Annotated in this window: 21 protein-coding genes; 2 read left to right on the plus strand and 19 right to left on the minus strand. The window is 45.5% G+C overall.

The window, feature by feature from the left end:
* Positions 1–20: 20 nt before the first annotated feature.
* From M72_RS17860 to M72_RS11695, 3 genes are all read right to left on the minus strand, one after another.
* Positions 21–2,243: an HAD-IA family hydrolase gene (locus tag M72_RS17860; protein ID WP_055068346.1), complete on the minus strand. Its 2,223-nt coding sequence runs from the start codon at positions 2,241–2,243 to the stop codon at positions 21–23.
* A 24-nt stretch (positions 2,244–2,267) separates the two neighbouring features.
* Positions 2,268–4,232, minus strand: a complete 1,965-nt coding sequence (locus tag M72_RS11690; protein WP_055068415.1) for an LTA synthase family protein — start codon at positions 4,230–4,232, stop codon at positions 2,268–2,270.
* Positions 4,233–4,345: 113 nt separating this feature from the next.
* Positions 4,346–5,743 carry a radical SAM/SPASM domain-containing protein gene (locus tag M72_RS11695; RefSeq protein WP_055068347.1) on the minus strand — a complete coding sequence of 466 codons (1,398 nt, stop codon included), beginning with the start codon at positions 5,741–5,743 and terminating at the stop codon, positions 4,346–4,348.
* Positions 5,744–6,109: 366 nt separating this feature from the next.
* Between M72_RS11695 and M72_RS11700 the strand changes: the two genes are divergently transcribed.
* A complete protein-coding gene (locus M72_RS11700) occupies positions 6,110–7,069 on the plus strand; it encodes a zinc dependent phospholipase C family protein (protein ID WP_055068348.1) in 960 nt (319 codons plus the stop codon).
* 34 nt (positions 7,070–7,103) lie between these two features.
* Here the strand turns inward: M72_RS11700 and M72_RS11705 are convergent, their stop codons facing one another.
* Both M72_RS11705 and M72_RS11710 read right to left on the minus strand, forming a co-directional pair.
* Entirely contained in the window at positions 7,104–8,048 is a 945-nt protein-coding gene (locus M72_RS11705) for a D-2-hydroxyacid dehydrogenase (RefSeq protein ID WP_055068349.1), read from the minus strand.
* A gap of 87 nt (positions 8,049–8,135) precedes the next feature.
* Positions 8,136–9,179 carry an aldose epimerase family protein gene (locus M72_RS11710; protein WP_022046866.1) on the minus strand — a complete coding sequence of 348 codons (1,044 nt, stop codon included), beginning with the start codon at positions 9,177–9,179 and terminating at the stop codon, positions 8,136–8,138.
* A 146-nt stretch (positions 9,180–9,325) separates the two neighbouring features.
* On the opposite strand from M72_RS11710, the gene M72_RS11715 reads away from it, so the two are divergent.
* On the plus strand, positions 9,326–9,904 hold the full coding sequence (locus M72_RS11715) for a hypothetical protein (protein ID WP_055068350.1): 579 nt from the start codon (positions 9,326–9,328) through the stop codon (positions 9,902–9,904).
* A 60-nt stretch (positions 9,905–9,964) separates the two neighbouring features.
* Here the strand turns inward: M72_RS11715 and M72_RS11720 are convergent, their stop codons facing one another.
* The 14 genes from M72_RS11720 to M72_RS11785 form a co-directional block, all read right to left on the minus strand.
* Positions 9,965–10,159, minus strand: coding sequence for a hypothetical protein (locus M72_RS11720; RefSeq protein ID WP_055068351.1), 195 nt, complete (start codon positions 10,157–10,159; stop codon positions 9,965–9,967).
* Between the two features lie 53 nt (positions 10,160–10,212).
* Positions 10,213–11,766: a precorrin-2 C(20)-methyltransferase gene (gene cobI / locus M72_RS11725; RefSeq protein WP_055068352.1), complete on the minus strand. Its 1,554-nt coding sequence runs from the start codon at positions 11,764–11,766 to the stop codon at positions 10,213–10,215.
* A 1-nt stretch (position 11,767) separates the two neighbouring features.
* A complete protein-coding gene (locus tag M72_RS11730; protein ID WP_055068353.1) occupies positions 11,768–13,195 on the minus strand; it encodes a cobyrinate a,c-diamide synthase in 1,428 nt (475 codons plus the stop codon).
* A gap of 13 nt (positions 13,196–13,208) precedes the next feature.
* Entirely contained in the window at positions 13,209–15,272 is a 2,064-nt protein-coding gene (locus tag M72_RS11735) for a bifunctional cobalt-precorrin-7 (C(5))-methyltransferase/cobalt-precorrin-6B (C(15))-methyltransferase (protein ID WP_055068354.1), read from the minus strand.
* A gap of 27 nt (positions 15,273–15,299) precedes the next feature.
* Positions 15,300–16,034 carry a precorrin-3B C(17)-methyltransferase gene (gene cobJ, locus M72_RS11740; RefSeq protein ID WP_022046860.1) on the minus strand — a complete coding sequence of 245 codons (735 nt, stop codon included), beginning with the start codon at positions 16,032–16,034 and terminating at the stop codon, positions 15,300–15,302.
* 38 nt (positions 16,035–16,072) lie between these two features.
* Positions 16,073–17,161: a cobalt-precorrin 5A hydrolase gene (locus tag M72_RS11745; RefSeq protein ID WP_055068355.1), complete on the minus strand. Its 1,089-nt coding sequence runs from the start codon at positions 17,159–17,161 to the stop codon at positions 16,073–16,075.
* Positions 17,158–17,979 carry a precorrin-4 C(11)-methyltransferase gene (cobM, locus tag M72_RS11750; RefSeq protein ID WP_055068356.1) on the minus strand — a complete coding sequence of 274 codons (822 nt, stop codon included), beginning with the start codon at positions 17,977–17,979 and terminating at the stop codon, positions 17,158–17,160. Before cobM ends, M72_RS11745 begins: the two co-directional genes overlap by 4 nt.
* Positions 17,976–19,082 carry a cobalt-precorrin-5B (C(1))-methyltransferase CbiD gene (cbiD, locus tag M72_RS11755; protein WP_055068357.1) on the minus strand — a complete coding sequence of 369 codons (1,107 nt, stop codon included), beginning with the start codon at positions 19,080–19,082 and terminating at the stop codon, positions 17,976–17,978. Before cbiD ends, cobM begins: the two co-directional genes overlap by 4 nt.
* Positions 19,083–19,106: 24 nt before the next feature.
* Positions 19,107–19,745 (minus strand): precorrin-8X methylmutase, encoded by a 639-nt coding sequence (locus M72_RS11760; protein WP_055068358.1) that lies wholly within the window; start codon positions 19,743–19,745, stop codon positions 19,107–19,109.
* Complete coding sequence (locus M72_RS11765; RefSeq protein ID WP_055068359.1) at positions 19,732–20,829, minus strand: pyridoxal phosphate-dependent aminotransferase; 1,098 nt, start codon at positions 20,827–20,829, stop codon at positions 19,732–19,734. The genes M72_RS11760 and M72_RS11765 overlap by 14 nt, the downstream gene beginning before the upstream one ends.
* Before the next feature lie 109 nt (positions 20,830–20,938).
* Complete coding sequence (locus M72_RS11770) at positions 20,939–22,027, minus strand: NAD(P)H-dependent flavin oxidoreductase (RefSeq protein WP_055068360.1); 1,089 nt, start codon at positions 22,025–22,027, stop codon at positions 20,939–20,941.
* Between the two features lie 212 nt (positions 22,028–22,239).
* Positions 22,240–22,836 carry a response regulator gene (locus M72_RS11775; protein ID WP_022046852.1) on the minus strand — a complete coding sequence of 199 codons (597 nt, stop codon included), beginning with the start codon at positions 22,834–22,836 and terminating at the stop codon, positions 22,240–22,242.
* Positions 22,837–22,867: 31 nt separating this feature from the next.
* The gene (locus tag M72_RS11780; RefSeq protein ID WP_022046851.1) at positions 22,868–24,466 is read right to left on the minus strand and encodes a DEAD/DEAH box helicase; all 1,599 of its coding nucleotides are present in this window, start codon (positions 24,464–24,466) and stop codon (positions 22,868–22,870) included.
* A 41-nt stretch (positions 24,467–24,507) separates the two neighbouring features.
* The gene (locus tag M72_RS11785) at positions 24,508–26,142 is read right to left on the minus strand and encodes a tetratricopeptide repeat-containing diguanylate cyclase (protein ID WP_022046850.1); all 1,635 of its coding nucleotides are present in this window, start codon (positions 26,140–26,142) and stop codon (positions 24,508–24,510) included.
* Positions 26,143–26,173 lie beyond the last annotated feature (31 nt).

The raw sequence follows: 26,173 nt of genomic DNA on the forward strand, positions 1-26,173 counted from the left end.
GTTATATGATACCATAACTTTTAAATTAAGTACAACAATTCCAGTGGCCTTTGAATAAGTACCTGTGCTCTGTTTTTACGAAGGAACTCCGCATCGCGGAATCCCCACATGACCGAAACACATGGAAGTCCCGTGTTTTCCGCGGTCTGAATATCCACCTCGGAATCTCCTACATAAATGGCCTTCTTCGTGTCCGTTTTTAAAATTTTCATGGCTTTTTGTACCATATCAGGTGCCGGTTTTTTTGCCACACCTTCCATCTCACCGATTGCCGTAGTCATATAACCCCGGAAAAAACGTTCATCCAATTCTTTTACTGCCGAGTCCAGCTTATTGGATACAATTGCTGTCTTCACTCCGCGCGCCTTTAATTCAGTCAAAAGATGCATGATATCCGGATATGGCTTTGTATGATCCAGACAATGCTCCCCGTAATATTTTTTAAATTCCGCAAATGTCTCTTCAAACTTCGGGTTTTTCTCCCCATCCGGCACGGCACGCACCATCAGCATGCGCACCCCGTTTCCTACATATCTGCGCACCTGATCCAGCGTACAAGTCGGCATATTCTGTGACTCCAATGCCGCGTTGGTAGCGTTTTTTAAATCTTCCAACGAATATAACAAGGTTCCGTCCAGATCAAAGATCACACTTTTTTGCTCTTCCTGCTCACCGGAATCCCGATAGATTTCTTCAAACAGATCTTTACGCATAATCCGGATATTGTTGATCGTATCACTGCTGTCAACCATGTAATCTCCAACCCGGCCAAGTGTATACTGTTCGTTTTCATCTTTATCCCGGAACAGTTTTACCTTGCGCGCCAGCCTGCGTGCACGAACAATTGTAGTTCCCTTTGGCACGCAGACCTTTGCACATTTCATCGGTTCTACGATGATTCCTTTCTCTACATCTTTGATGGTAGGTTCATACTCTGCATTTCTCAGATCAAACTTCCAATCCGTGTAAATCCGGAATTCTTCCATAAAAGCCTCTTCATTACGAAAGAAACATTCCCCTTTCGGTCCAATGATAAAAACAATTCCTGCTTCCACTGTAGCTTTCATATCTCCCTGCAGAGTCCGCACAGTCACCTGCGTTCCCTCCGCAAAGAGATCCGTTGCCCGGACATATCCCCACGGAACGGAGCGTCTGCAGTACGTCTTTACATCCTCTGCCTCTATTCTGCAATCCTGTGCATACACAATATCGGTATTTCCCATATAGTCCCGCATACGCTGCTCGATAACAGATTTAATACCCGAAGCTGCCGGCTGTTCATGTCTTCCCTGTGCATCATACTCCATGCGCGGTGCAAAATGATGTTCTTTGCAAAACTTTAAATATTCCTGTGTCATCAATTCCATCGGAATCAGGCCACCCGCTTTTTCCAGATGTCCTCCGCCGGAACCAATTCCTTTGCACAACTCTGCCGCAAGTTCACTCGCCTTGACTTCTTTCACACAGCTTCTCACTGAAAACTTCACACCTTCTGGTTGCAGATTAAATGCCACACAGATATCAATCGCATCCACTTCCAGTACCAGATCGGAAATCAGTCCGAGAATATTCGGATCACACTGCCCCACTTTTACAATCGCGGCACGAAATTCTTCTACATAATCCGTATGAAGAAGTGCTGCTCCAGCAACTTCCAGTTCTTCCAGCGAAAGATTGGCATTGCGGAGTTTCCTCATGATTGCCGGGTCAAAGTTTGCCTCGTCACGCAGATCCCGGTCTAGCGGATGTACAATTTCCGTCAAACTTCCAGTATCCGTATATAATCCATAATACAGTGCTGTTGACAACTCACGATTACCCCGTACATCAAATCCTTCTGTTTTGAGCATATTCCAGACCAGTGTCGAGCACGCGCCCAGATTAGAACGCACCTCGGAAAGCTCTGGTAATTCCGTGCAGATCCGGTGATGGTCAATTACAGCAATATGTTCTGCTTCAAACACTGCAGAATTTCCGGAATGGTACTGGCAGTCCACCATCACCAATAACTCTGGTTTGTGCAGATAATCCACATGCTCGATTGGTATTTTCAGATCCCGGATCAGCATCACCAGATTCGTTTTCCGGATCACATTCTGCCCTCCGTAAATCAGACGTGGTTCTTTTCCTTTGGATTTCAAATACAGATAGACCCCAAATCCACATGCAATGGTATCTGCATCCGGATTGTCATGGCACTGTATTACAATATTGTCATACGCTAATAACTCACTCAGTTTCATCTTAATTCCCCTTGCCTGATTGTTCTACTTGCTTTTTAGATTATATGGGAAGAAAAAGCTGCTGCGGTTCTTTTTGTCAAACATCGAATTATATTGCAACATATGATACTTTTCAATCCATTCTTTTTCTTCTCCCTCGGCCTCATCGATATGCAGGTAGCAGCCTTTACTCTTGGAATAATAGCCTCTGGAATTGATGGCTGGAACAACCTCCTGCATATCTGCCAGAAACTTATTGTATGCCGGAAGCTCAATTCCAGCCCGTTCCAGTGCCATGGTAGACAGATAATCAAGACTGGTAATATCTACCGTTTCTTCCGGTGTATCATAATTGGTCCAGATAAAAAACGGAACTGTGTACAGTTTTTCCAGCTCATCTTCCGTCAGCCCTGTGAGTCCTTTTCCATTCAGAATCGGATAAAAATTACTGTTTAAGCTTGGCTGATGATCTCCAAAGAAAATGATTTCTACCGGATCATCTACCTTTGAAAAATAACTGATCAGGTTTTTTACTGCCTCATCACTCTCGTGTACCAGGGACAGATACTGGTTGGCATCCGTATAAGAACGTCCAACTTTATAATAATTCTCCGGAAAATTGTCATAGGTTTCCGTATAACCACCGTGGTTCTGCATGGTAATTCCCATAAAGAACAGTTTTTCATTATTTTTACGGTTTTCATAACGCTTGATAATCTTATCATACAGTTCCTGGTCGGTAATATATTCCCGTAGGATCTTTGTCTGGTCAAAATAATCAATAAAGTGCATTTCGTCAAACCCGATATGCGGATACACCAGATTCCGGCTCCATCCGGTTTCATAATATGGATGCATGGCAATGCACGTATACCCGTCATCTTTCAGATTTGACACAATCGTTGTCGGAGTATCACTGATATACTGCTGATAAACAACGGATCCCATCGGAAGAAATGCCATGGAATTTCCGGACATAAATTCCCACTCCGAATTAGGAGTCTTCGCGCCAAATACCGACGAAAGTGCATATCCCTTCGTTGTATTCTCTTTCAAAGAATCGATAAACGGTGTGAGCGGCATGTTGGTCTGCAGATCCCCCAACACACTCAGATCGGAAAACGATTCATTCATAATGGCAATGATCGTCGGATTTTTTGCTTTTTCATTTGTTGTGCTGTAATCCTTTTTATCGGATTGATAGGTTTTCTCCAGTTCTTTGATCTTATCTTTGGAATATCCTTCCGGAGCAGAAATAAAACTGTCACGAATCCCCAGTACGTAATTCAACAGATATCCATTGCGATAAGTTCCCTTCTGTTCCCACGTCTCTGTGTTTACATCATAAGCATTTGCTGCAATGATCACACAACTTAAGGCAATCGCCATCACAGAAATTACCCGCATCTGAATTTTTCCGGTAAACCGGACATGCCATTTGCGGACAAAAGCAATAAACAATGCTGCCAGAAAGATCACATATACTCCACGATCGTTCAATTGCAATTTATAATTTCCTGCCACACTCAGACCGGTTCCAATGGATCTGATATCGGAAAACGTAAATTCATTTCCGCGGAACAGATATACAAAATAGTCTACAAATCCAAACGAAAGCAGCGACACATGGGCAATGATGCAGGTCAGCCCACTGTTGTTCGTAAAAATCTGCACAACAAAATAGACAATCAGACAGCAAAGCACATTTAAAAAGAGCTTCTCGTACGTTGTCCTCGTAAAGTTTTCAGGATCAAGCAGCATATACTGTATCGAAAAAGTGGTGAGACAGGAACCTCCGATAAACAGAATCAGTGTCCAGAGCCACGGACACCGGTCATCCAGTTCCAGATGCAGACTTTTTACCAGATAGTACAAAAATCCATATGCGATCAATGCAACGATGGAAAAATCAATGGTCACATACATTACGACTGCCAATATAATTGCAATCGCCGCCCATATGTTATTTTTTTTATCGTATTGAAGTTTGATTTTAAATTTTGGTTTCATGCCATTACAATACAACAAAATTCCCGGCATGTAAACCGGGAATCCTGTCTGAAATCTTAATTTTGTGTGAATTATGTTACTGTTCACAGGTTACCCTGCGAACAGTAACCGAATTATTTCTTTTTGAAGTTTGTGTATCCTTTCTGCTTATATGGATGTGCAGCCCAGAGTTTATCTGCTGTTTCTTCCCAATCCTTTGCGTAATCTACGCACTTTCCACACAGATGCTCAACCGGCTCCTCCTGTTCTACATCTGTAGAATGAGCTCCGGTCTCATGAACCATCTTCTGTAAAATCTCCGGATTCTCAAGCATCGGACATGGACGAAGCATGTTTTCGTTGAATGGCTGGTTATCACGGTAAGCCATAAACAACGGCTGCTTCAGACACTCAAGCAGGGATTTCTCGCGGATGTTTGCTCCAGAGTAGTGAATAAATACACATGGCTCTACATCACCCTTCGGGTTAATATGACAGTAGTTACGTCCTCCGGCAATACATCCTCCAACATATTCTCCATCGTTCTGGAAATCCATAACGAAGATTTCTTTTCCACCTTCAAATCCACGAACTTCACGCAGTCTGTGGTAAATATATTCTCTCTGCTCCTTGGTCGGCATCAGTTCCGGTGAAGCCTTCATTCCTACCGGCATCAGATGAAAATACCATGCGAAACGGCTTCCATGCTCGATCAGAAGATCAAAGAACTCATCACTGGTAACCGCATCCATATTCTTGCTTGTATAACATACACTGTTTCCAAAGATCAGTCCGTTCTCATGTAACAGATCCATTGCGTGAAGGACTTTATTGTATACACCTTCACCGCGGCGGAAATCGTTTGCATCCTCAAATCCCTCAAGGGAAATAGAAAGAGAAAGGTTTCCTACACGCTTCATATCCTCGCAGAATTTCTCATCTACAAGTGTTCCGTTTGTGTAGCAATGGAATGCACAATCATTGTGCTTCTCACACAGACGGATGATATCAGCCTTGCGCACCAGTGGTTCTCCACCGGTCATCATATAAAAATATACGCCCAGTTCCTTACCCTGTGTAACAATGTTGTCTAACTCATCAAATGTCAGATTTAATTTATGACCATACTCTGCTGCCCAGCATCCTGTACAATGGAGGTTGCATGCACTGGTCGGGTCCATAAGAATGAGCCACGGAATATTGCAGTTCTCAATTTCTCTCATTTTACGAATCTTCTTGGTTCCTGCAAACGCTGCCTGATATCCAAGATTCAGTGCTGTCATCTTGGCAACATGCGGATCTGTCTCATCCAGAAGACGATTCACATAACGCATCCACTTGCTGTCCGGATTCTGAATCATTTTCTTTGCGCCTTCGTATGCCTCAGAACGGAAATTGCTTCCCATAAACTTCTGTGCGAGGTTTACAATATTGAGCAAACCTTTCTCTCTGTCCTTATTCAGACTCTTTAACGTAGCATCGATAGCGAGCGAAAACGCCTGTCTTTCTGCCGCATCTTTTAAACTTGCCATTTTCTTACTCCTCCGTTTTCTTTCTTGTGTAAATAAATCATAAGATATTTCATCCATTGGAAGTATAGTTGTTTTTCCACCGAATGAACATATTCAATCACAAAACCATGTATGTTTGCAATATACAATCTTCTGAAAATGTCTAAAAAAACATGATTTGTGCATTTTTCCAACGATTTTTGGATATAATTTTTGTTGCAGACTCAAAACGTAGTTTTGAATACTACGTGACATTATACCACTATCTTATGTAAAGTCAACATAAAATATTTACATCTGCTGAAAATTGACCGAAGCAATAAAATATACTATAATGCTGTTGTTTCTTTAAAAAATTGATTATTTACTGAAGATTGGAGTGATTGTATGCCGGGTTTTACCACCCACTATCTGTTTGGCGTAGACGCATGCAGACGTCTGACCTCCACATCCATGCACAATATGATCCGACGCGATCACAGCGCATATGCACTTGGTCTGCAGGGACCTGATCTGTTTTTTTACTATCTTCCCTCTTACCTGATGCATCGAAAAAATATTGGAGATCTGGCACATCGCAAGGATACTGGCCAGTTTTTTGCCAATCTGCTGCAAAGCCGCAAACTTTTTGCAGGGAAAAAACATTCCCTCTCTATTGCAGACGCTTACATCTGTGGATTTATGGGTCATTACACACTGGATTGTACGATTCATCCCTATGTATATGCATTTACAGGCTATAATGCCCAGACCCCACCTTCCAATACGGAATATTTTGGTCAGCATGCTTATTTCGAAACGGAACTCGATTCCGAACTTTTATATGAGAAAAAGCATCTGTATCCTTCCCAGTTTCATCAGAACGCAACGATTCGTCTGACGACGCTCCAGCGGAAAGTCATTGTGCGAATGCTGTGTTACGCATACCGGAACACCTATCCGGATATTTCCGTGAGTGAACTTTTCCTGAGCGGTGCACCATTCTGGATGAAACTTGGAACCCATTTACTGAATGATCCAAGCGGACAAAAGAAAGTCTTATCCCGTCTCATCGAGAAAATTTTCCTTGGACGTGCTTTTTTATCACCGATGGTTGCCAGCGATTATTATCGTTTTATACAGGACCCGATGAACCTCAAACATCACACCTGGATTCATCCATGGACAAAGGAATCTTCCAATGCCTCTTTTCCGGAGCTCTATGAACAGGCTGAGAAAATTTATCATAAACGTCTGGTTGATTACGCACATTTGCAGCACTCTGGTTTCCCGCAAAAAGAAACCGCACGCTTTCTATCCGCGTACGGTAATCTTTCGTTTCTGAGTGGTCTGCCTTGTGATGAATAAAAGAGTTTCTTCCTATTATATAAGAGACATATGATTATAATATAATCTGATTTTGGAAATCCGCAATCTGCTGACAGATAATTTTCATCAAACGCGTGCGTGCTTCCACGCTTGCCCAGCCAATATGAGGAGTGATAATCAGCCTTTCGCTGTCTTTGATTTTGCGAAGCGGATTATCCTTCCGCATTGGTTCTGCGGAAAGGACATCCAGCCCCGCACCCGCGATTTCTCCGGTCTCAAGCGCATCCGCCAGATCCTGTTCCACAACAATCGGTCCTCGTCCAAGATTCAAAAAAACTGCAGACGATTTCATTTCCCGAAATGCTTCCCGGTTCATGAGTCCCCGCGTATTTTTATCAAGAGGTGCATGAACAGAAACAATATCTGATTGTTCCAACAACGCATCAAATTCCACACGTTCATATCCCTGCTGAGAATTCTTACCGGAAGTGGAATAATAGATCACCCGGCATCCGAATGCCTTTGCAATATCCGCCACACGTCTCCCGATATTTCCCAGACCAATGATTCCCCAGGTTTTTCCGCTCAACTCATGAAACCTTTTCTCAAAATGGGTAAACATAACATCTCCCACATATTTCTCCGATTTGACATACTGATCATAATACGCAAGCTTTTCCCAAAGATAAAACAGCATGGCAAACGTATGCTGGGCTACGCTTTCCGTGGAGTATCCTGCGACATTACGCCATTCTATGCCACGGCTTTTTAAATATTCCTTATCCAGATTGTTTGTTCCCGTTGCCGTCACACAGACAAGTTTCAGTTTTTTTGCTTTTCCAATCGAATGCTCATTAATCTCCACTTTGTTTAACACGATCACGTCTGCATCCACGGTCCGTTCCAAAGCTTCTTCTGTAGTGGAAAAATTATATGTTACCACCTCTCCCAGTTTTTCAAATGCAGACAGATCAATATCATCTCCAATTGTTTTTGCATCCAAAAATACGATTTTCATTTTATCCTCCTACCCTATTCTGATTCCAAAAGAAAAAGAGGCTGCCTTTTCTAACATCCTCTTCCCCTTTACATCCTGTATTTATATCTATGCAATCGAAAATGCATAGACCGTTTTTGTATCATATGATTTTCCGGCTTCTGTCAATGGTGTTGTAAAATTTGGCTCATTGATGGAATTTGGAAAATACTGTGTTTCCAGACAAAAAGCATCCCGCTCTTTGCATACTGCTCCGCCCTGCACTTTCTGTCCCTGAATGAAATTCGCCGTGTAAAGCTGCATACCGATACAATCCGTAATCACGTCCATCTTTATGCCACTCTTTGTACTGTATGCGGTGGCAATCTTTTCAAGTCCGGCGCGTTCCTTATCCAGAACAAAATTATGATCGTATCCATGGCCGTAAGAAAGCTGATCATTTGCCTGCTCAATATCTCTGCCCATCGGCTTTGCTTCCCGGAAATCAAACGGTGTTCCATCCACCGAAGCAATCTCACCGGTCGGAATGGATTTTGCATCAATTACCGGTGTGTAATGAGACGCGCGGATCTGCAGAATCTGTTCCATGGCACTGCCGCTTCCGGCACCATTCAAATTGAAATATGCATGATTTGTCATGTTAAAAATCGTTGTCTTATCCGCTGTTGCATGATATGTAATGGAAAGTTCGTTCGCTTCAGTTACTTCATACGTTACTTTCATAACTGCATTTCCCGGATATCCCTGCTGACCTTCTGCATCCTTAATTACAAATGTAATTTTGTCTGCCGTCTGTTCCTCAGCATCCCACAGACGTCTTGAAGTCGCCTGTGAACCACTGTGCAGATTATTTTCATTATCGTTTTTCTCAAGCTGATAGGTAACTCCATCGATCACAATTTCCGCATTTGCAATACGATTGCAGTTTCTTCCAACAACTGCTCCAAAACTGGCCATCTGCTGCTGATAAGTCTCTGCATTTTCATAACCAAGGACCACATCTGTATTTTTTCCGTCCTTATCTTTTACCACAAGTGATACAATGGATGCTCCAAAATCTGTAATCTGTGCATACATCCCCTTCGTATTGGAAATAGTATAAAGTGTTGCCTCTTCTCCATCTGCAAGCTTTCCAAATGCTTTTCGTTCCATAACTGTAATTGCCTCCTGAATTCATCTACTCTGTTCCTGTCTATATAAAATATTTTACCTTGTTTGGGTTAAGAAGTAAAGAACAAGTGCCGATGTAAATAGTAAAAATATAGAAATTATAACCTTTTTAAGAAAGGATGTTTATTATGTCCACAAAAGTTTCCTCTGGGGTATCATTATCCACGAATTATTTTTTAAGAAACTTCTATACAAATAATCAGAAAGCAGCCAAAACCTCCGGTCGGTCCGGTTACAGTAATGTGGAGCTTTCCTACGAAGACAGCCGTGCTTTAAACAGGGCTGCCAAGCGGCTTTCCAAAAGTGATTTTGGTTCCGACACGGATGAGAAAGACGATGATCTCAATGATACATCGAAGGCTGCCATTGAAGCCTTTGTGGATACTTACAACTATACGGTCACTTCCGGGAAATCCAGTTCCGACTACGAAACCAAACGTTATGTCAAGCAGCTTAACACGCTGAGTAAAAAACACGCAGACGAACTGGAAGATTTAGGTATCACGATAAACAGTGATGGCACTTTGGATCTCAACAAAGACCTTCTGAAAACCGCCAATAATTCCAAGGCACGAAAGCTGCTCTCTTCGGATCAGGAATATCCGCAGAAGCTCGTCAAGCTTTCCCGTAAGATGAATTCTGCTGTACAGGAGAACATTATGTCCTTGATCAGCACGCAGAATATGCATATTGACATCTCCTTATAAAATGCCAAGCAAAAGCAGGTGATACGGTTCGTATCACCTGCTTTTGTTATTTCACTGTTTTTATAGGAACTCATCTTCTTTTGGCCAGAGATCTCCCTCATTTAATCCGTGCTCAGTCAGCCAGCTGTCCTCCACAGAAAAACAGGTTTCTTCTTCTTTTTCATTAATCAGAGTCACTGACACCTTCGGCCGCTGCCCTTCTGCCAGTTCCTCACACCCATACTCTCCGTCAAAAATGTGCTTGATCTTCCACATATGACACTCCTTTTTTCCAGACATTAAAAGATTTTTCTAAAATCGAACGCTTTCTATTGTACCACATGTTCCTTCACAATCACAGTTGTCAGATATCCTTTTGCCTGTTCCAGTTCATCCAGGCCACAATACACCTGTTCATTCTCCATGCCGCAATTGGATATTCCATAAATGTCCTGGTGCACTCTGCTCTCTTTATCCTGCATCGATTCCCGGAGCACCCGTAATAACTCTTCGAGTTTTTTCCCGGATTTCATATAAATGCGTGTACCGTGAAAACCGAGTGACTCACGCACGTCATATGCCGCCGGGATAATATGAATCTCCTCGTTTTTTTCTCCCAGGGAAATTCCCAGTCTTGCCGCTACTGCACAAAACGACGGCACACCACTTACGATCCGCGCCTCCCAGCCGGCATCTGCTGCACATCTGTGCATATACATATAGGTAGAATATACTCCAGGATCTCCAATTGTGAGCATTCCTACCCGCAGTCCCTGCCGGAGATAATCTTCCATGGCATCATAAATCCGTTTGTGTGCCAGTTCCAGTTTCTGTGCATCTTTGATCATCGGAAATGGCATGCAAAGAAGCGGCATATCTGCAATTTCCGGACAAACCTGCTCCACGATCCGATACGCATAACATTCCTCTTTTGACACTGCCGGAAGCACAATGAGATCACAGCTGCGAATCGTTTCCAATGCCTGTATGGTCATAAGTTTCGGATCTCCCGGTCCCACACCGATTCCATAAAGGATACCCGGACGATTTTCTGTTGTTAAATCACAAAATAATTTTTTCGTTACCTGTCGCAAATGAGTCAGATACACATCCCGGACAGCCGGATACTCCCCAATTCCCCGAATCACACATTCCGGCTGGTATCCGGCCGTCTGCAATTTTCCGGCAAAGGAATCCGCATCCGGCTGCTCCCCGTCCTGCATGCCGCCTGCCATATCATTATTTGCATGGTCTCCCGCCACCAGCATAAACGGTGTAAGAAGCACTTTCCCGTTCTGTCTGCTCTGCAGCCCGGACTTCATCCGTGCAATCACGTCTTCAATGGTAATACTTCCCTCCACTGTTGCGATATAGATTTCATGCTTTGCATAAGCACGCAGCGACTGTTCCATCATCGCATAACTGGCATCTGCCGCATGTTCGGTTCCATGCCCCATCAAAATCAATGGGAAATCTCCCACCTCTTCCTTCAGCGACTCCCACAGTGCTTTTGCCACATCCTCATAATCCTGCGGTTTTGCCAAAAGCGCATCGGCAACTGCAATCTGTTCGAAAGCACCGGCATATTTTTTCGCCGCTTCCTTGAGTCTGTGATTTTCAATTCCGTCAATCACATGGGTAGGAAATACAGCTACATGCGTCACTCCCTGTTTTTTCATACTTTCAAGAGCTTCCGCCGGACTCTTTGCTTCTATATGCTCGCGCTTTTTCATTGCGTTACGCACAATCGTACTCGAGACAGCTTCCTCTACCACGGCATCCGGATACAATGCCCGGACCTGCCGCGTGATGGCTGCAATATTTTTCTGCCGGGTATCCGGATAGGTTGTTCCAAAACTCACAATTAAAATTGCTTTTTTCATGTTATTTTGCATTCCTCTCTCTGTGATATAAGCGTGCTGCCTGTACAAAGTGTTCCACAAATGCCGGATTGGACGGATAATACAAATGTGGATAACCCCACCAGTTTCTGTCGTCCTCGTGGATACATGTCCAGGATGTTCCGCTTACCGGTTTGACCGCCACGCAGCTTTCTCCATTGTTATCACTGTCATAGTAATGAAATTCATGTGCACGGACAGGTTTTCCCGCCAGGAAATGGGACGTCTGTTCCATCACATTTACATAGCCAAAACGTACAAGTTTTCCCCGGTTATGACAGCTGCCCGTTATGACCCCTGCCATCGGCCAGTTTTCTCCTTCTTCATCTGTCATGGATTCATGCAAATACATAAACCCGCCGCACTCTGCCACGGACGGCATACCATTTTCAATTGCCTCCCGGATGGAATTGCGCATGGAGACATTTTCTGAAAGCTGCCGGGCACACAGCTCCGGATAGCCTCCTCCCAGAAGAAGCGCATCCGCTTCCTCTGGAATTTTTTCCTGTCCAAGCGGCGAAAACCAGACGAGTTTTCCACCATACGCTTCCAGAAGCCGCAGGTTATCCTCATAATAAAAACAAAATGCCTCATCTTTTGCAACTGCAATAACCGGACATTCCTCCTGCTGTTTTTCCTTTTTCTGTAAAACCCCTTTGTCTTTTCCCGGTTCCTGTAATTTAGGCAGTTTCGTTTTTCCGTCCCGAAACGCATGTAAAAGTGCCCAGCTTTGCAACAGCTGCAGCATCCGATCCAGATCTGCGGTCTCTTCAAGTTTTTCCGCAGCCTGATTGACCTGCTTGCGCAGACCTTCCATTTCCTGTGGCATTTTCAAACCCAGATGCCGGCTCTCCAGATGCAGATTTTTCTGTACCGGAAAACATCCCAGCACCGGAAGGCCCAGTTCTTTCTCAATCACCGGCGTCATTGTCCGGCAGAACCCTTCCGATGTGCGGTTTAATATCACACCAATGATCCGGTGATCCCTGTCATACTGTAATATCCCTGCCAGAAGTGCCACCATCGTGCGCCCCATCCCACGGGCATCCAGCACAAGCACAACCGGCAGATCCAGGGTCTGTGCCAGATGATAGGCGGAGCCCTCTTTTTGTGTGCCTCCTAGGCCATCGTATAATCCCATGGCTCCCTCGATCACCGAATAAGAGAAGCTCTCCCGGTCATATCCATACAGTTCCCGGATCTGATCTGCCCCTGAAAAAAACGTATCCAGATTGCGCGACGGTACACCAATCACCTGACGGTGAAACATGGGATCAATATAGTCTGGTCCGCTTTTGAACGCACGAACTGCAAATTTTCTGTTTTTCATTGCTGCCAGCAACGCACAGGTGATTGTCGTTTTTCCACTGCCACTTTGCGGCGCTGCCAGTACCATTCCACTGTGTAACATAGTTCTCTCCTCATTATGCCATCGTCAGCACACAGATATATACGGGGTTCTCAGCCTGCATCAGATGATAGGTTCCCACGGTTTTTGCCCTGCTGACCTGCACCTGTATGATTTCTGTCTGCATCTGCCCGGCAGCAAGTTCTGTAATCTGAGCCACAGTTTCAAGACTTATGGCATTGACAACCACACGTGTCCGTGGATTCTTCTCCCAGATGACATGCAGAATATCCGCAAGGCGTCCACTGCTTCCCCCAATAAATACATGTGTCGGAGGTTCCAGGGATTCCAATATTTCCGGTGCTTTCCCATCCACCGGAATCACATTTGCCAGATGAAATTTTTCCAGATTCCGGCGCAGAAGCTGCTGTGCTGTGGCTTTTTGCTCAATGGCGTACACACGAATCCCCGGACTGCATTTTGCGCACTCCACTGCAATTGATCCGGTACCGCTCCCCACATCGTATACCACAGCATCTTCCGTCAGGCCAAGTTTACATAAGGAAAGCGCGCGCACTTCTTCCTTGGTCATCGGAACTGTTTTTTCCCCTTCCACGACACGCAAAAATGATTCATCGGACATTCCTGGAACAAGACGTCTTTTTTGCACATTTTCATTGCATAATAACAGGGTATACAGGCCCTCTTCTTTTGTATTTTTTGCCTCTTTGCACGATAATTCGCGGATTTTTTCTGCGTCGTAAGAAAGCTGAAACCCAGCAATCATGCGGGTTTGCGTCAATTTTTCTTCTTCTATCCAGCATCCGATCCGTCGGACATCCTCCACCCCGGAAACCAGCAGAAACGTCTTGGGAAAATGCCGGATTGCATCGAGAACGAGCTCTCTGGTCTCCGCGGTATCCTTTTTCCCATGAATACTTAAAATTTTTGCATCCTGCCAGGCAATTCCTGTTGCCGCAGAGAGGTAGGAAACGGATGAAATTCCTGGAAAAATACGAATTTTTTTGTAATTATTTTTATTTAATTCTGTTTTTATTTTTTCTGTTCCACTGTAAAATCCAGTATCTCCGGAAAATAATATGGAGACTTTCAGTTTCTGGCCATCCATTTGGGATTCCTTTTGTCTTAAAACCGGTAAAATATCTTTTGCGAGATAAAAAGGATAGGTTTCCTTACTGTTTTCCACCACTTCGAGCATCCGTTCTGCCCCAAAAACCACATCAGACTCTTCCAGCGCTCTTTTTGCTTCCTGTGTCAGTGTCGCTGCACTCATACCGATGCCAATCAGGGAAATTTCCACCTCCGGACAACCGGAAATCGTATGTCCAAGCAGACGGGAAAGTGTTTCGGTTACCTGTGCATAAGACATTCCCTGTTCCTGTTCCTGTTTCCCGATCACGCATGCCGTAATACCTGCTTTCTGCGCTGCCGCAAGTTTTTCCTGAAATCCGCTGTGCGCACCGCTGGCTTTTGTAACCAGATAGCGGATCGAAAACTGATGGATCATTGCCAGATTCATTTCCTCCGAAAACGGGCCCTGCATCGCAAGAATCTGCTTTCCGCGGATACCCGCCTTTTCACAGAGACCGATACTCTCCAATCCGGGAAGCACACGCACAAACAAACGCTCCTTCAGGGGTGCAAATACCGCCAGCTCTTTGCTTCCGGTTGTCAGAAGAATGTTTCCGGATGTGTCCGTAAGTGCCTGGACACAGCTTTCATAATCGGCAAACACATGCACGGTTCCAGCGCGCTCTTTCATGCCTTCGTTTTCCGGTATGCTACAGATTCCATCGTCCATTCGCCGCTGGAGCCGCAGATATGGAATTCCACTTCCTTTTGTACTCTCCCGGATGTTGGCAGACACTTCTGTGGCAAACGGATGCGTAGCATCCACGACTGCCGCATAGTTGTTCTGTCCGTTTTTTTTCAGCAGGGCGCGCATTTCCTCTACGTCCAGTCTTCCTACACAGACCTTCACCCCGGCAAGTTCCGGCATGACCATCTGACCGTATTCGGTTGCTACATGCACATCACAGGCAATATGTGCCCGTGAAAGTTCCTGTGCGAGAAGACGACCTTCCGTTGTTCCCGCATAAATTAACACTTTCTCTGCCATCTTATTCCTCTTCCCCGTTTTCTGCTGCTATATATGGTATCCTCTCGGTGTCACAAGCTTTCCATCAATAATTTTTGTCTGGGAATTCCCGATAAATACCGTGGTAAACATGTTCACCGGTGTATGCACCAGTTCCTCCATGGGAAGTGTTACGGCTTTCGTATCATCGCGTCCGATATTTTCCACATACCCACAGGCACGCTCCGGTTCCACCCCGTGTTCCATCAGAATTCTGCAGGCACGCTCCAGATAGTCTGCCCGTTTATGGCTCGACGGATTATAAATTGCCATTGCAAAATCTCCCTCTGCCGCTGCAATCAGCCGCTTTTTAATCCTCTCCCACGGGGTGAGAAGATCACTCAGGCTGATCACGCAAAAATCATGGTTGAGAGGAGCCCCAAGCACTGCCGCACCGCTGCTTGCTGCTGTTATTCCGGGAATTACTTCAATGATACAATCATCATATAATTTTCCGATTTCCAGCATCAGGGATGCCATCCCGTAAATTCCGGCATCTCCGCTGCAGATCAATGCCACTTTTTTGCCTTCTCTTGCCTTCTCGAAACACATCTGGCAGCGTTCCCGCTCCTGCCGCATCGGTGTAGACAATAATTCTTTGCACCCGAACCGTTCCCCAAGCAATTTCAGATATACGGTATAACCGATGATCACATCACTGGCTTCTAACACCTGCATGGCTTCCTGCGTCATCATATTTTCCTGTCCCGGTCCCATACCGACCACATAAATCCGGTGTTTCATTTCTTTCTCCTTCCTTTCATTTCACGCAAACGCCTGTTTCACACAAACTGCAATACGATTTTCTCCCGTTTTGCCACGGCAATTGTCACGCCATCCATAGCCTGCTTATGTATCAGCAAACTACCTCCGTCTGCTGCAGCGACCGCAGCACGCTCACACACATTATCCACTCCCACTGTCTGAGCCACAAACGCGGATGCGGTGAAATCACCCGGCACTTTTTTCAGTTCTCCGGCAGAAAAAACGACAAACGGTACCCGCAAATGCTGTGCCAGTTCCTGCAGACCGGGTTCTTTTTCCTTCACATCAACCGATGCCAGGGCATAAATATCATCCAGGTCTATTTCTCTGCTATCCACCATTGTTTTTATCATTTGTTTTATCTCGTTATAACTTTTATTTTTTCTGCATCCCATGCCAAGTACGGCTGTTTTCGGAGCTAAAACAAGCGTTTTACGGTCTTCCTGTGGCTCTTTTTTTGTAATCCACACATCCACAGCATGTTCCGCCTGTGCTTCGTTCCACGAAATCAGCTTTACTTCCTTTGGCGGCTGTAATTCTGCCATCTCCTCCGGGGACATGCATGCCGGGTCTACCGCCATCACAATGATTTCGCCCTGTAACAGTTTTCCAGACACATGCCGGATCGCTTCGGGGTTACACACCCGCAGGCCATTTTTTCTTGCAAACACATCAACGGCAAAAAGCCCATTCACGTCTGTTGCCGTCGTCACAACCGCAGCGGAATGCAATGATTCTGCGATCTGCTGCGCCAGTTCATTGGCACCACCCAGATGTCCGGACAACACCGGAATCACAAACTGTCCGGCCTCATCCAGCACCAGTACCGGACTGTCCACGGTTTTGTGGCGGATCAAAGGTGCGATGGCCCGTACGGCAATCCCGAGAGCTCCAATGAAAATCACGGGAAACTGTTGTGCAAAAGCCTCCTCCAGAAAATCCGGAAGTGACCGGTTTCCTCTTTCTCTTATCTGTATCTTTGAAACCGCAGGGTGACCACCGTAACGGCTCTGCCAAAATCCATACGAAACAGAAAGTGAAAGTTCTGTGATTCGTGCCACAAGCTCTCTTCCACGTTCCGAAAACCAGGTCATATACAGGATCATTCCGGTAACTCCTTTCCCGCATGGATGTTACACATTACTCCCTCATTTTCTACAGTGTTTTGGGTTTTCGCCTTGCGGAATTCGGTTGTAAAATCCGGCGCGTAGAGTCTGGAGCGCGTATAATGCTGATTTGATATTACATCTCCGACCAGCACCAGAGCGGTTTTTGTAATATTATGTTTCTTTGCCACCGCCGCCAGCTCCTGCACAGTACAGATATATGCTTCCTCGTCCGACCAGGTTGCCTTGTACACCAGTGCCGCAGGTGTATCCGGCTCATATCCACCATTTACAAGGCGCCGTGATAATTCCTCCAGCATTCCGGTACTCAGATAAATTGCCATGGAAGCATGGTGTGCGGCAAAACTCTCAATACTCTCCTTTTCCGGTACCGCCGTCCTTCCGGCCATCCGGGTGATGATCAGTGACTGTGACACATCCGGAAGGGTATATTCCAGATTCAGCGATGCCGCTGCTCCAAAACAGGCACTCACACCCGGACAACTCTCATACGCAATCCCCTTCTGATCGAGAATATCCATCTGTTCCCGCACCGCTCCGTATATACTGGGTTCTCCCGTATGAAGTCGAATCGTGATTAAATTATTTTTTTCTGCCTGTTCCATCACCGAAATAACCTCTTCAAGTGTCATTTTGGCGCTGTTATGAATCTCACAGCCCTCTTTTGCATAATCGAGAAGCTGTGGATTGACCAGCGAACCGGCATAGATGATGACATCTGCTTTCTGCAGCAGACGCATTCCCCGCACAGTAATCAGATCCGGTGCTCCGCTTCCTGCTCCGACAAAATAAATCATAGCAACCTCCTGAGTAATTCTTCTGCTTTTGCAGTCATCCCAAGCAGCCCGTAGGTATTGGAATAGACAATACAAGCAATCTGTAACCGACCGGCCGCACGTTTTTTCAGATAGAAATCAATTTTTTTCATGATATCTTCCATAACATCTTCTTTTTTACCTTCGGCATCAATAAACGCAAGTGCTTCCTCGGTTGTGACGCAATCTAAAATCTTCTTTAAACATTCTAAAGATACATTTTCACGGATGCCGGCTGCCGCTAAAAGTTCCATCCGACAATCTCCCTCATGGGAATGGGTGTTCATAATGCCTCCCGCCACCTTAATCAGTTTTCCAATATGTCCGGTCAGAAGCATTGCACAAAATCCCAGTTCCGCCGCCATATCGATCGTCTCACCGATAAAATTACTGCATTTCACACTGCGGTCAAGATCATATCCATAGGTCTGCTGCATGAAATCCAGTCCATAATTTCCCGGTGAAACCGCCGCAATATTCCTCCCCTCTGCACGCTGCTGGCGGAGTTCCACACGAATGGTCTCCTTAAGTGCCTGACTGCTCATCGGTTCCACAATTCCTGTCGTTCCCAGTATTGAGATTCCCCCGACAATCCCCAGTCTTGGATTAAACGTACGCTCTGCAAGTGCTTCCCCATCCGGCACGGAAATCAGAATATGCAGCGTTCCGTGAAAATCACAGAGCCGGCACACTTCCTGCACTTCCCGGGTGATCATTTCCCGCGGCACATGATTGATTGCGGCATTGCCTACGGGCTGATCCAGTCCGGGTCTCGTCACACGGCCCACACCCTTTCCTCCGTCAATCTGCAGAAGTTCTTTTTCTCCATCCCCACGGTTGTCCGCGGTGACCGTGGCACAGATTTTACTTCCGCTGGTCACATCCGGATCATCGCCGCCATCCTTGACCACAGCGCAGGAAACCTGAGATTCCCCGCGCACGATATCCGTCACTTCCGCGGTGTATGGAATTCCTTTTGGGGTCTCAATCGTTATACAGTTTTTTATTTTTCCCGTCAGAAGCATATATGCCGCAGCCTTTGCAGCAGCGGCAGCACAGCTGCCGGTTGTAAATCCGTACCTCACACCAGATACGCCTCCTTCTTTCCTTTATACCGGCCGGATCTGATATAACAGTGCGTTTACGATTGCTGCCGCTACATTGCTGCCGCCTTTTCTACCGCGGTTGACAATATGTGGCACATCTGTTTTTAAAATCAGTTCTTTTGCCGCCTCTACATTTACAAATCCCACCGGAACTCCAATAATAAATGCAGGACGCCAATCACTTTTCTGCATCAGTTCATAGAGCGAAATCAATGCCGTCGGCGCATTTCCCACGGCAAAAATTACAGGTTTGTCAATATTTGCTGCATGTTCCATGCTGACCGTCGCACGTGTCACCTGCCGCGCCTTTGCCTCCCGCGCCACATCCTCATCTGCCATAAAACAATGCACCGTTCCTCCAAATTCCCCTAACCGTTTTTTGTTGATGCCTGCAAGCGCCATATTGGTATCCGTGACAATGTCAGCGCCACCTGCAATCAGTTCTTTGGCAATCTGCACGGCATGGGGAGAATACGTCATCGTCTTTGCATAATCAAAATCCGCACTTGTATGGATCACGCGCTTTGTCACCGGCTCCTGTTCCGGTGGAAGCACGATACCACGCTCCTTTAGTTCTTCCCCTATGATGGCAAAACTTCTTTTTTCAATCTCTCCCGGAAGAACATATTCAATGTTTTCCATAACGTTTTTCTTCTCCTTTCTTCTTTATATCCAGCAATGCCTCAATCAGTTGTACATTTTCCGGATGACCTTTTACGGCAATTCTGTAAAAGTCCTGTCCCAGTCCTGTATAGTTTGCGCAGTTTCGGATCAGAATTCCTCTTTCCAGCAATAATCTGTACAGTGGAATTTGTGTTTTCAGCAACAAAAAATTAGCTTCCGAAGGAAAAATTTTCATTTGATTTCCAAATATTTTTGTTAACTCGTGTTTTAAAAAGTGCTTTTCTTCCTGAATCAGCCCAATCGTATTCTTCAGATACTTTCTACGACTCCAACCAGGAAGCGAATCATTCAGAATGTCCATGCCGATCCGCTGCGCAACCACAGATACATTCCACTCCGGCAGCTGATGCGCAATTTTTTCACAGATATCTTTCTGCGCCAGCAGATACCCCAGCCGGATTCCCGGAATCGCATAGATCTTTGTATATGCCCGCACGACAATCAGATGCGGATATTTCCGGATCCAGGAAACATATCCTTCCGTCCCCGTGAATGCAATGAAACATTCGTCCAGCACCACAGTAATCTGTTTCTTTTCACACACGTCAAGAAGCGTCTCCAAAAGAGACGCTTCCATTTTGTTCCCCACCGGATTCGCGGGGTTCGCCAAAAATAATAAACCGATTCCATCCAGCTGCCTGCACAATGACTCCATCTGTGCCATATCCATGGCAAAATTATTTTCTTCCCGCAACGGAATACTGCATATCTCGGCTCCCACTGTCTGAGCCGCCCAGGCATATCCCGAAAAAGAAGGAGCCAAAATGCCCACCCGCTTCGGGCGCAGTGCATGCACAATCGCAACAAATAATTCGGATGCTCCGTTGCCACACACTACTTCTTCTGTTGAAAAACCATAAAGTGCTGCAAGCCGTTCCCGCAACAGCACATTGTCATACTGTGGATAACGGTTGCTGTGAACAGCCGCTTCCGCCATCCGTTTCTGCAATATCTCCGGCAGCGGCAGCGGATTGGTATTTACAGAAAAATCATATGTGATCTGATTTTGATAAATATCCCCACCGTGTGCGGCCACCGTCATGCTGCGTGTTCTCCTTCTTTCCTGTTTTCCCGTATCTGCATTACTGCTTTACTTCTTATTTTACTACAGGAATTCTTTGATTCCAAGGGAAAATCACACAAACCATTTTTTATTGTAGATCTCCAGCCAGCTCCTGCATCAGATGATGTACCGTAGTGATCTCATGAATCCGCCCCGTATTCGCCCCACAGAATACCAGACCGTTTTCCACATCCCCGCGCACGGCATCGATCAATGCTTTCGTAATACAGTAAGGAACTTTCTGCGGACTGCATTTTTCCAGACAGTTGTAACATTTACTGACTGGCAGCTTTGCGCGCTTTACACGGTCGATAAACTTATTACGCAGTGCACGTCCCGGCATACCGACCGGGCTTTGGATAATCTCGATATTTTCCTCACTGGCGTGAATATACGCCTCCTTGTATGCCTCCGATGCATCACATTCTTCGGTTGCGACAAAGCGGCTGGCAATCTGCACACCATCCGCGCCGAGATCCAGCGCATGCGAAATATCTTTCTGATCAAATATCCCGCCGGCCACAATGACCGGAATATTTTTCTGATACCGCTGTTCGTATTCCTTTTTGCAGTCGATAATCTGCCGGATCTCTCCGTCAAAATTAATGGCATCCATATGTGCCAGCTGTTCATTGGAAAACCCCAGATGCCCGCCGGCTTTCGGTCCCTCCACTACAATAAAGTCCGCCGTGCGGTCATAGCGGTGCGCCCACATCTTCAATATCAGCTGGGTTGCACGCTTCGAGGATACAATCGGAGCTATCTTTGTCCGGCAGGTTCTGCTGACAAACTCCGGCAGATTCATGGGAAGCCCGGCTCCGCTGATAATCACATCTGCCCCTGCCGCAACTGCTGTCTGGACATGCTCTTTGTAATTCTTTAATGCAACCATAATATTGACACCCACAAGTCCGTTTCCACAGGCAAGCTCCTTTGCTTTCCGGATATGTTTTTTGATGGCTTTTAAGTTACAGCCTGCCTGATCATTCTCGAAGCCTTCTTCATCGTAGCCGATCTGCGCAGTAGAAATGATACCGACACCGCCCTCCTTTGCCACAGCTCCCGCCAGATGACTTCTGCTGATTCCTACCCCCATGCCACCCTGGATAATCGGAATTTTTGCAATCAGATCCCCGATCTGCAGTTGTTTCAACTTTGATGTATATGTGCTTATCATGCACGTTTCCTCCATATTTCAAAATTGTTTGACAATCAAACATTTTTCAGTATATGGCAATGTGGTTTCTTTGTCAACATGTATTTGTTTTCATTTCTTTTATACGTAGTTTTATTTACTACTTCCATATCTGATATTTGTTCTAAATGCAAAAACCGTGGGTTTCCGATTTCACTGAAATCCTGAAAACCCACGGTATCCGGCATGTCGTCTTATCCTTTGACAGCCCCCACAATTCCGTTTGCAAAACTTTTCTGCAGAACAAGGAAGAGGATGCCCGTCGGAAGAGAACAGATGAGTACTCCGGAAAATTCATTTTTGGCACGCTGTATTTTTTCGCATAGAAGTTCTGCTGTTTCTGCCGCCCGTTCACTCCCATGCGCAATCGTAACCGCATACATGCAGTAATAGGATGCGGCAAATACCTTTTGCAGTTCTTCTCCTGTTTTTGTTTCCCCGAGCAGCAATTCTTTGAGCAGTTCCTCCGCGGTTTCCCCGGTCATTGCATGATCCGGATGCCAGCCGGGAATCCGCGCTGCCGCTTTTTGAAGCACGCCAAGAAGCTCATGCGGTGTGAGGGTTGGCTTTAAGATATAATCCACCACCCCCTGCATGAGCGTCTGCTTTACATATTCAAAATTATCGTATCCACTGAGAATGATCATCTGGATGTGCGGATAGCGGTGATGTACCGCCACCGTAAAATCGACACCGTCCATCAGCGGCATTACAACGTCACTGATAACAATCTGTGGCTGAAGCTTTTCGATCTGATCCATGGCATCTTTGCCATTTGCAGCTTCCCCCATAGTAAATATCCCCCCAAAACGTCCTTATCCTCTATCGTGCATTTGCCGGCTCCACGTTGACCGACTTTCCTTTGATCTTTACATTTTTCATGGCTTTTAATACATCTTTTCCATACTCCTGCGGCACCTCGACAAATGTGTAATTATCATACATGTCAATTGCCCCCACAAGTTTGCCCGGAATCTTTGCCTCTCCGGCTACAGCCCCGAGAATATCTCCCGGGCGGATCCGCTGGCTCTTTCCGATGTTAATGAACAGACGTACCATCCCTTCCTCGGCTCCGGTATCTCCTGCTAATGCATCATCAAATTCGTGATCCTCCTTTGATAATTCCACTCCGCCGATTGCCTGTTTTAAAAACGCAGCTGCAATATCCATCGCTGTATAATCAGAGTTGTTCACCTGCTGCTCTATCAGTTCGATCATATCGCGCAGATCTCCGTCCTCGATAATCTGTCCGATGCCGTCAAGAATCTTATCCGCCTTGATCGCTGCCACATCATCCGAAGATGGGATTGGCTGCGCCTTGATCTTTGTCTTGCAATAGCGCTGGATCTCTTTGAGTTTGTATACTTCCTTGCCCTTAACGAAATTAAACGCTTTTCCGGTACGGCCGGCGCGTCCGGTTCTTCCGATCCGGTGCACATAATATTCATTGTCCTGTGGCAGGTCATAGTTGAATACCGCTTCAACATCATCCACATCAATTCCACGCGCTGCGACATCGGTTGCAATCAGGATATCTGTTTTCCCATTTCGGAATTTTTTCATCACTCGGTCACGCTGCACCTGTTTCATATCGCCATGAATTCCCTCGGCTGCATAGCCGCGTCCCTGTAACTCCGATGCCAGTTCATCCACCATGCGCTTGGTATTACAAAATACCAGTGAAAGCTTCGGATTATAGTAATCCAGCAGGCGTGTCAGCACTTCCATCTTATCATTTCTGCGCACATCATAATAATACTGGTCAATATTCGGAACCGTCAGTTCTTTCTTCGTCACCTTGATCGTAGTCGCATCATGCTGGAATTTTCTTGTGATTTCCAGAATCGGCTTTGGCATAGTTGCCGAAAAAAGTACTGTCTGCCGGTCTTCATCCGGGATATAGGATAAAATTGTTTCTATATCCTCGCGGAATCCCATATTAAGCATCTCATCCGCTTCATCCAGCACGATCGTGTTAATATAATCACAGCGAATGGTTTTGCGGCGCAGATGATCCATCACACGCCCCGGTGTTCCGATGATGATGGTTGCCCCACCTTTTAATGCCTTGATCTGACGGGAAATATCCTGCCCTCCATAAATGGGAAGCACTTTGATCCCATGCATATATTTTGCAAGTTTCCGGATTTCTTCCGCGCTCTGGATGGCCAGTTCTCTTGTCGGAGAAAGTACGATTGCCTGCGTTTTTTTATTATTTGGGTCCACTTTCATCAAAAGAGGGATTCCGAAAGAAGCTGTCTTTCCGGTTCCGGTCTGTGCCTGACCAATCACATCTACCCCACTCATCACAACCGGAATCGCCTGTGACTGGATAGGTGTTGCCTCTTCAAATCCCATCTCTTTGATTGCCCGCAGAAGCTGCGGATATAACCCTAATTCTTCAAATTTAACTGTTTCCATTTTCATCCTTTTCTTTTTGCCAGGTTTCGACTGCCATGCCGTTACAATGCGGTTCCCATGGTCACGTCTTCAGTTTCATCAAGCCCCCCTACACAATAATTGTTCCGGCTGAATTTCTTCACCCGGTAAAGCATATTATCTGCTGCATGCAAAAAATCCCAGCTGCGGTTTCCCTTGCGCGGGATTCCCCAACAGATTCCCTGCGAAATCGTCACTACCGGAAGTGCCTTGGAAAACCGGTGTTCTATTTCTAATGCAAGTACACGTCTGCGCAACTCTTCTGCAAAGGAAACAGCCTGTTCCCGTGTCACATTCGCATAGATAATGACAAACTCATCCCCTCCATACCGTGCACAGAATCCTTCCGCTTCCTCCACCAGATTACGGATCGTATTTGCGATACTTACCAGACACCGGTCTCCTTCCTGATGTCCGTAATTATCATTATATTCCTTAAAATAATCAATATCGAGTATTTCCATCGCAACCGGAATATCATTCTCCTGCGAATAGGCAAACACCTCTTCTGCATAATCATTCAGACGGAACCTGTTTGCCATACGCGTCAACGGATCCTGCTCGGAACGCTCCTGTAATACAAGATTCTTTCGTTCCGCCTTCATTCTGGCTTTGCGCATATTCTCCAGATTTTTGCGCAACGTAATCATACTTGAAAGCATGTTGCGCGTCACTGCTTCGTTCCGTTCAGACAATTCATAGTAAAGCCCGGCAGCCTGCAGATATTCCGCATTCTGGTTATGCTTCCGGTAAAATTTCATCTTCAGGGACAGAACTTTCAGCTGCAGATTAATGATCTTAAAATTCACCACCTGTGGTTCGATTACTTCAATGATACGCCAGAACGATTCATCCTGGTCCGTTTCCAGCAACACCAGACAGCAACGGTAATAATCCGAAAAAAAGTCCAGCACCGTCAGATTATCCGGAAGATTCTGATGGATCATCTGAATACTCTCATTCCGCTTCTGTACATCTCCCATCTTGTGATAATAAATTACATCCACGATGTCGATAAACAGCCGGTCTGTAAGGGCAACCTGTTCCCAGCCATCTTTATGCAGATACTCCAGATATGGTTTTGCTTCCTGTAGACGATCCTGCAGGATCAGACATTCTGCCATATTTCCATAAAAAGCATACATATAAAAATTATACTTTTCATCCTTCTGTTTTGTCTGCAAAATCTGATAAGCTTCTAAAAAAGAATTCTCGGAATCTACATAATGCCCACACTCCAGATACAATAACCCCATATTGATCAGAATCATAATCTTTTGCATTGGAAGATCATATGTATCACTGTCCTTAAGACCATTCATATAATAGTCAAGCGCAAGCGATGGATTTCCTCTGCTCATGGATGCGATTCCCAGAAAATTGTAACAACGCACCACAAGTTCCCATTCCTCTGCACGGTCCAGATACGTCAGTGCCTCTGTCATCATATGGAAAAAATGTGCTCCGTCATTTAATTCATAATAGATTTCCCCACCATAAAAGAAACCGAATCCCATCAACTTTGGATCATCTGTTTTTCGTCCATACGCTATGATATCCCGACAGCATTCCAACACCACGTCCGCATTGGTTTCCCGATTTTCCAGAACTGTATGAATCCACTGTTGTACGGTTGTATTGTACTGGTTAAATTCCATATTTTATCCCTCTTAAGCTGAGATACCTCTT

Source organism: Roseburia faecis, from assembly GCF_001406815.1.
Taxonomy (GTDB): Bacteria; Bacillota; Clostridia; order Lachnospirales; family Lachnospiraceae; genus Roseburia; species Roseburia faecis.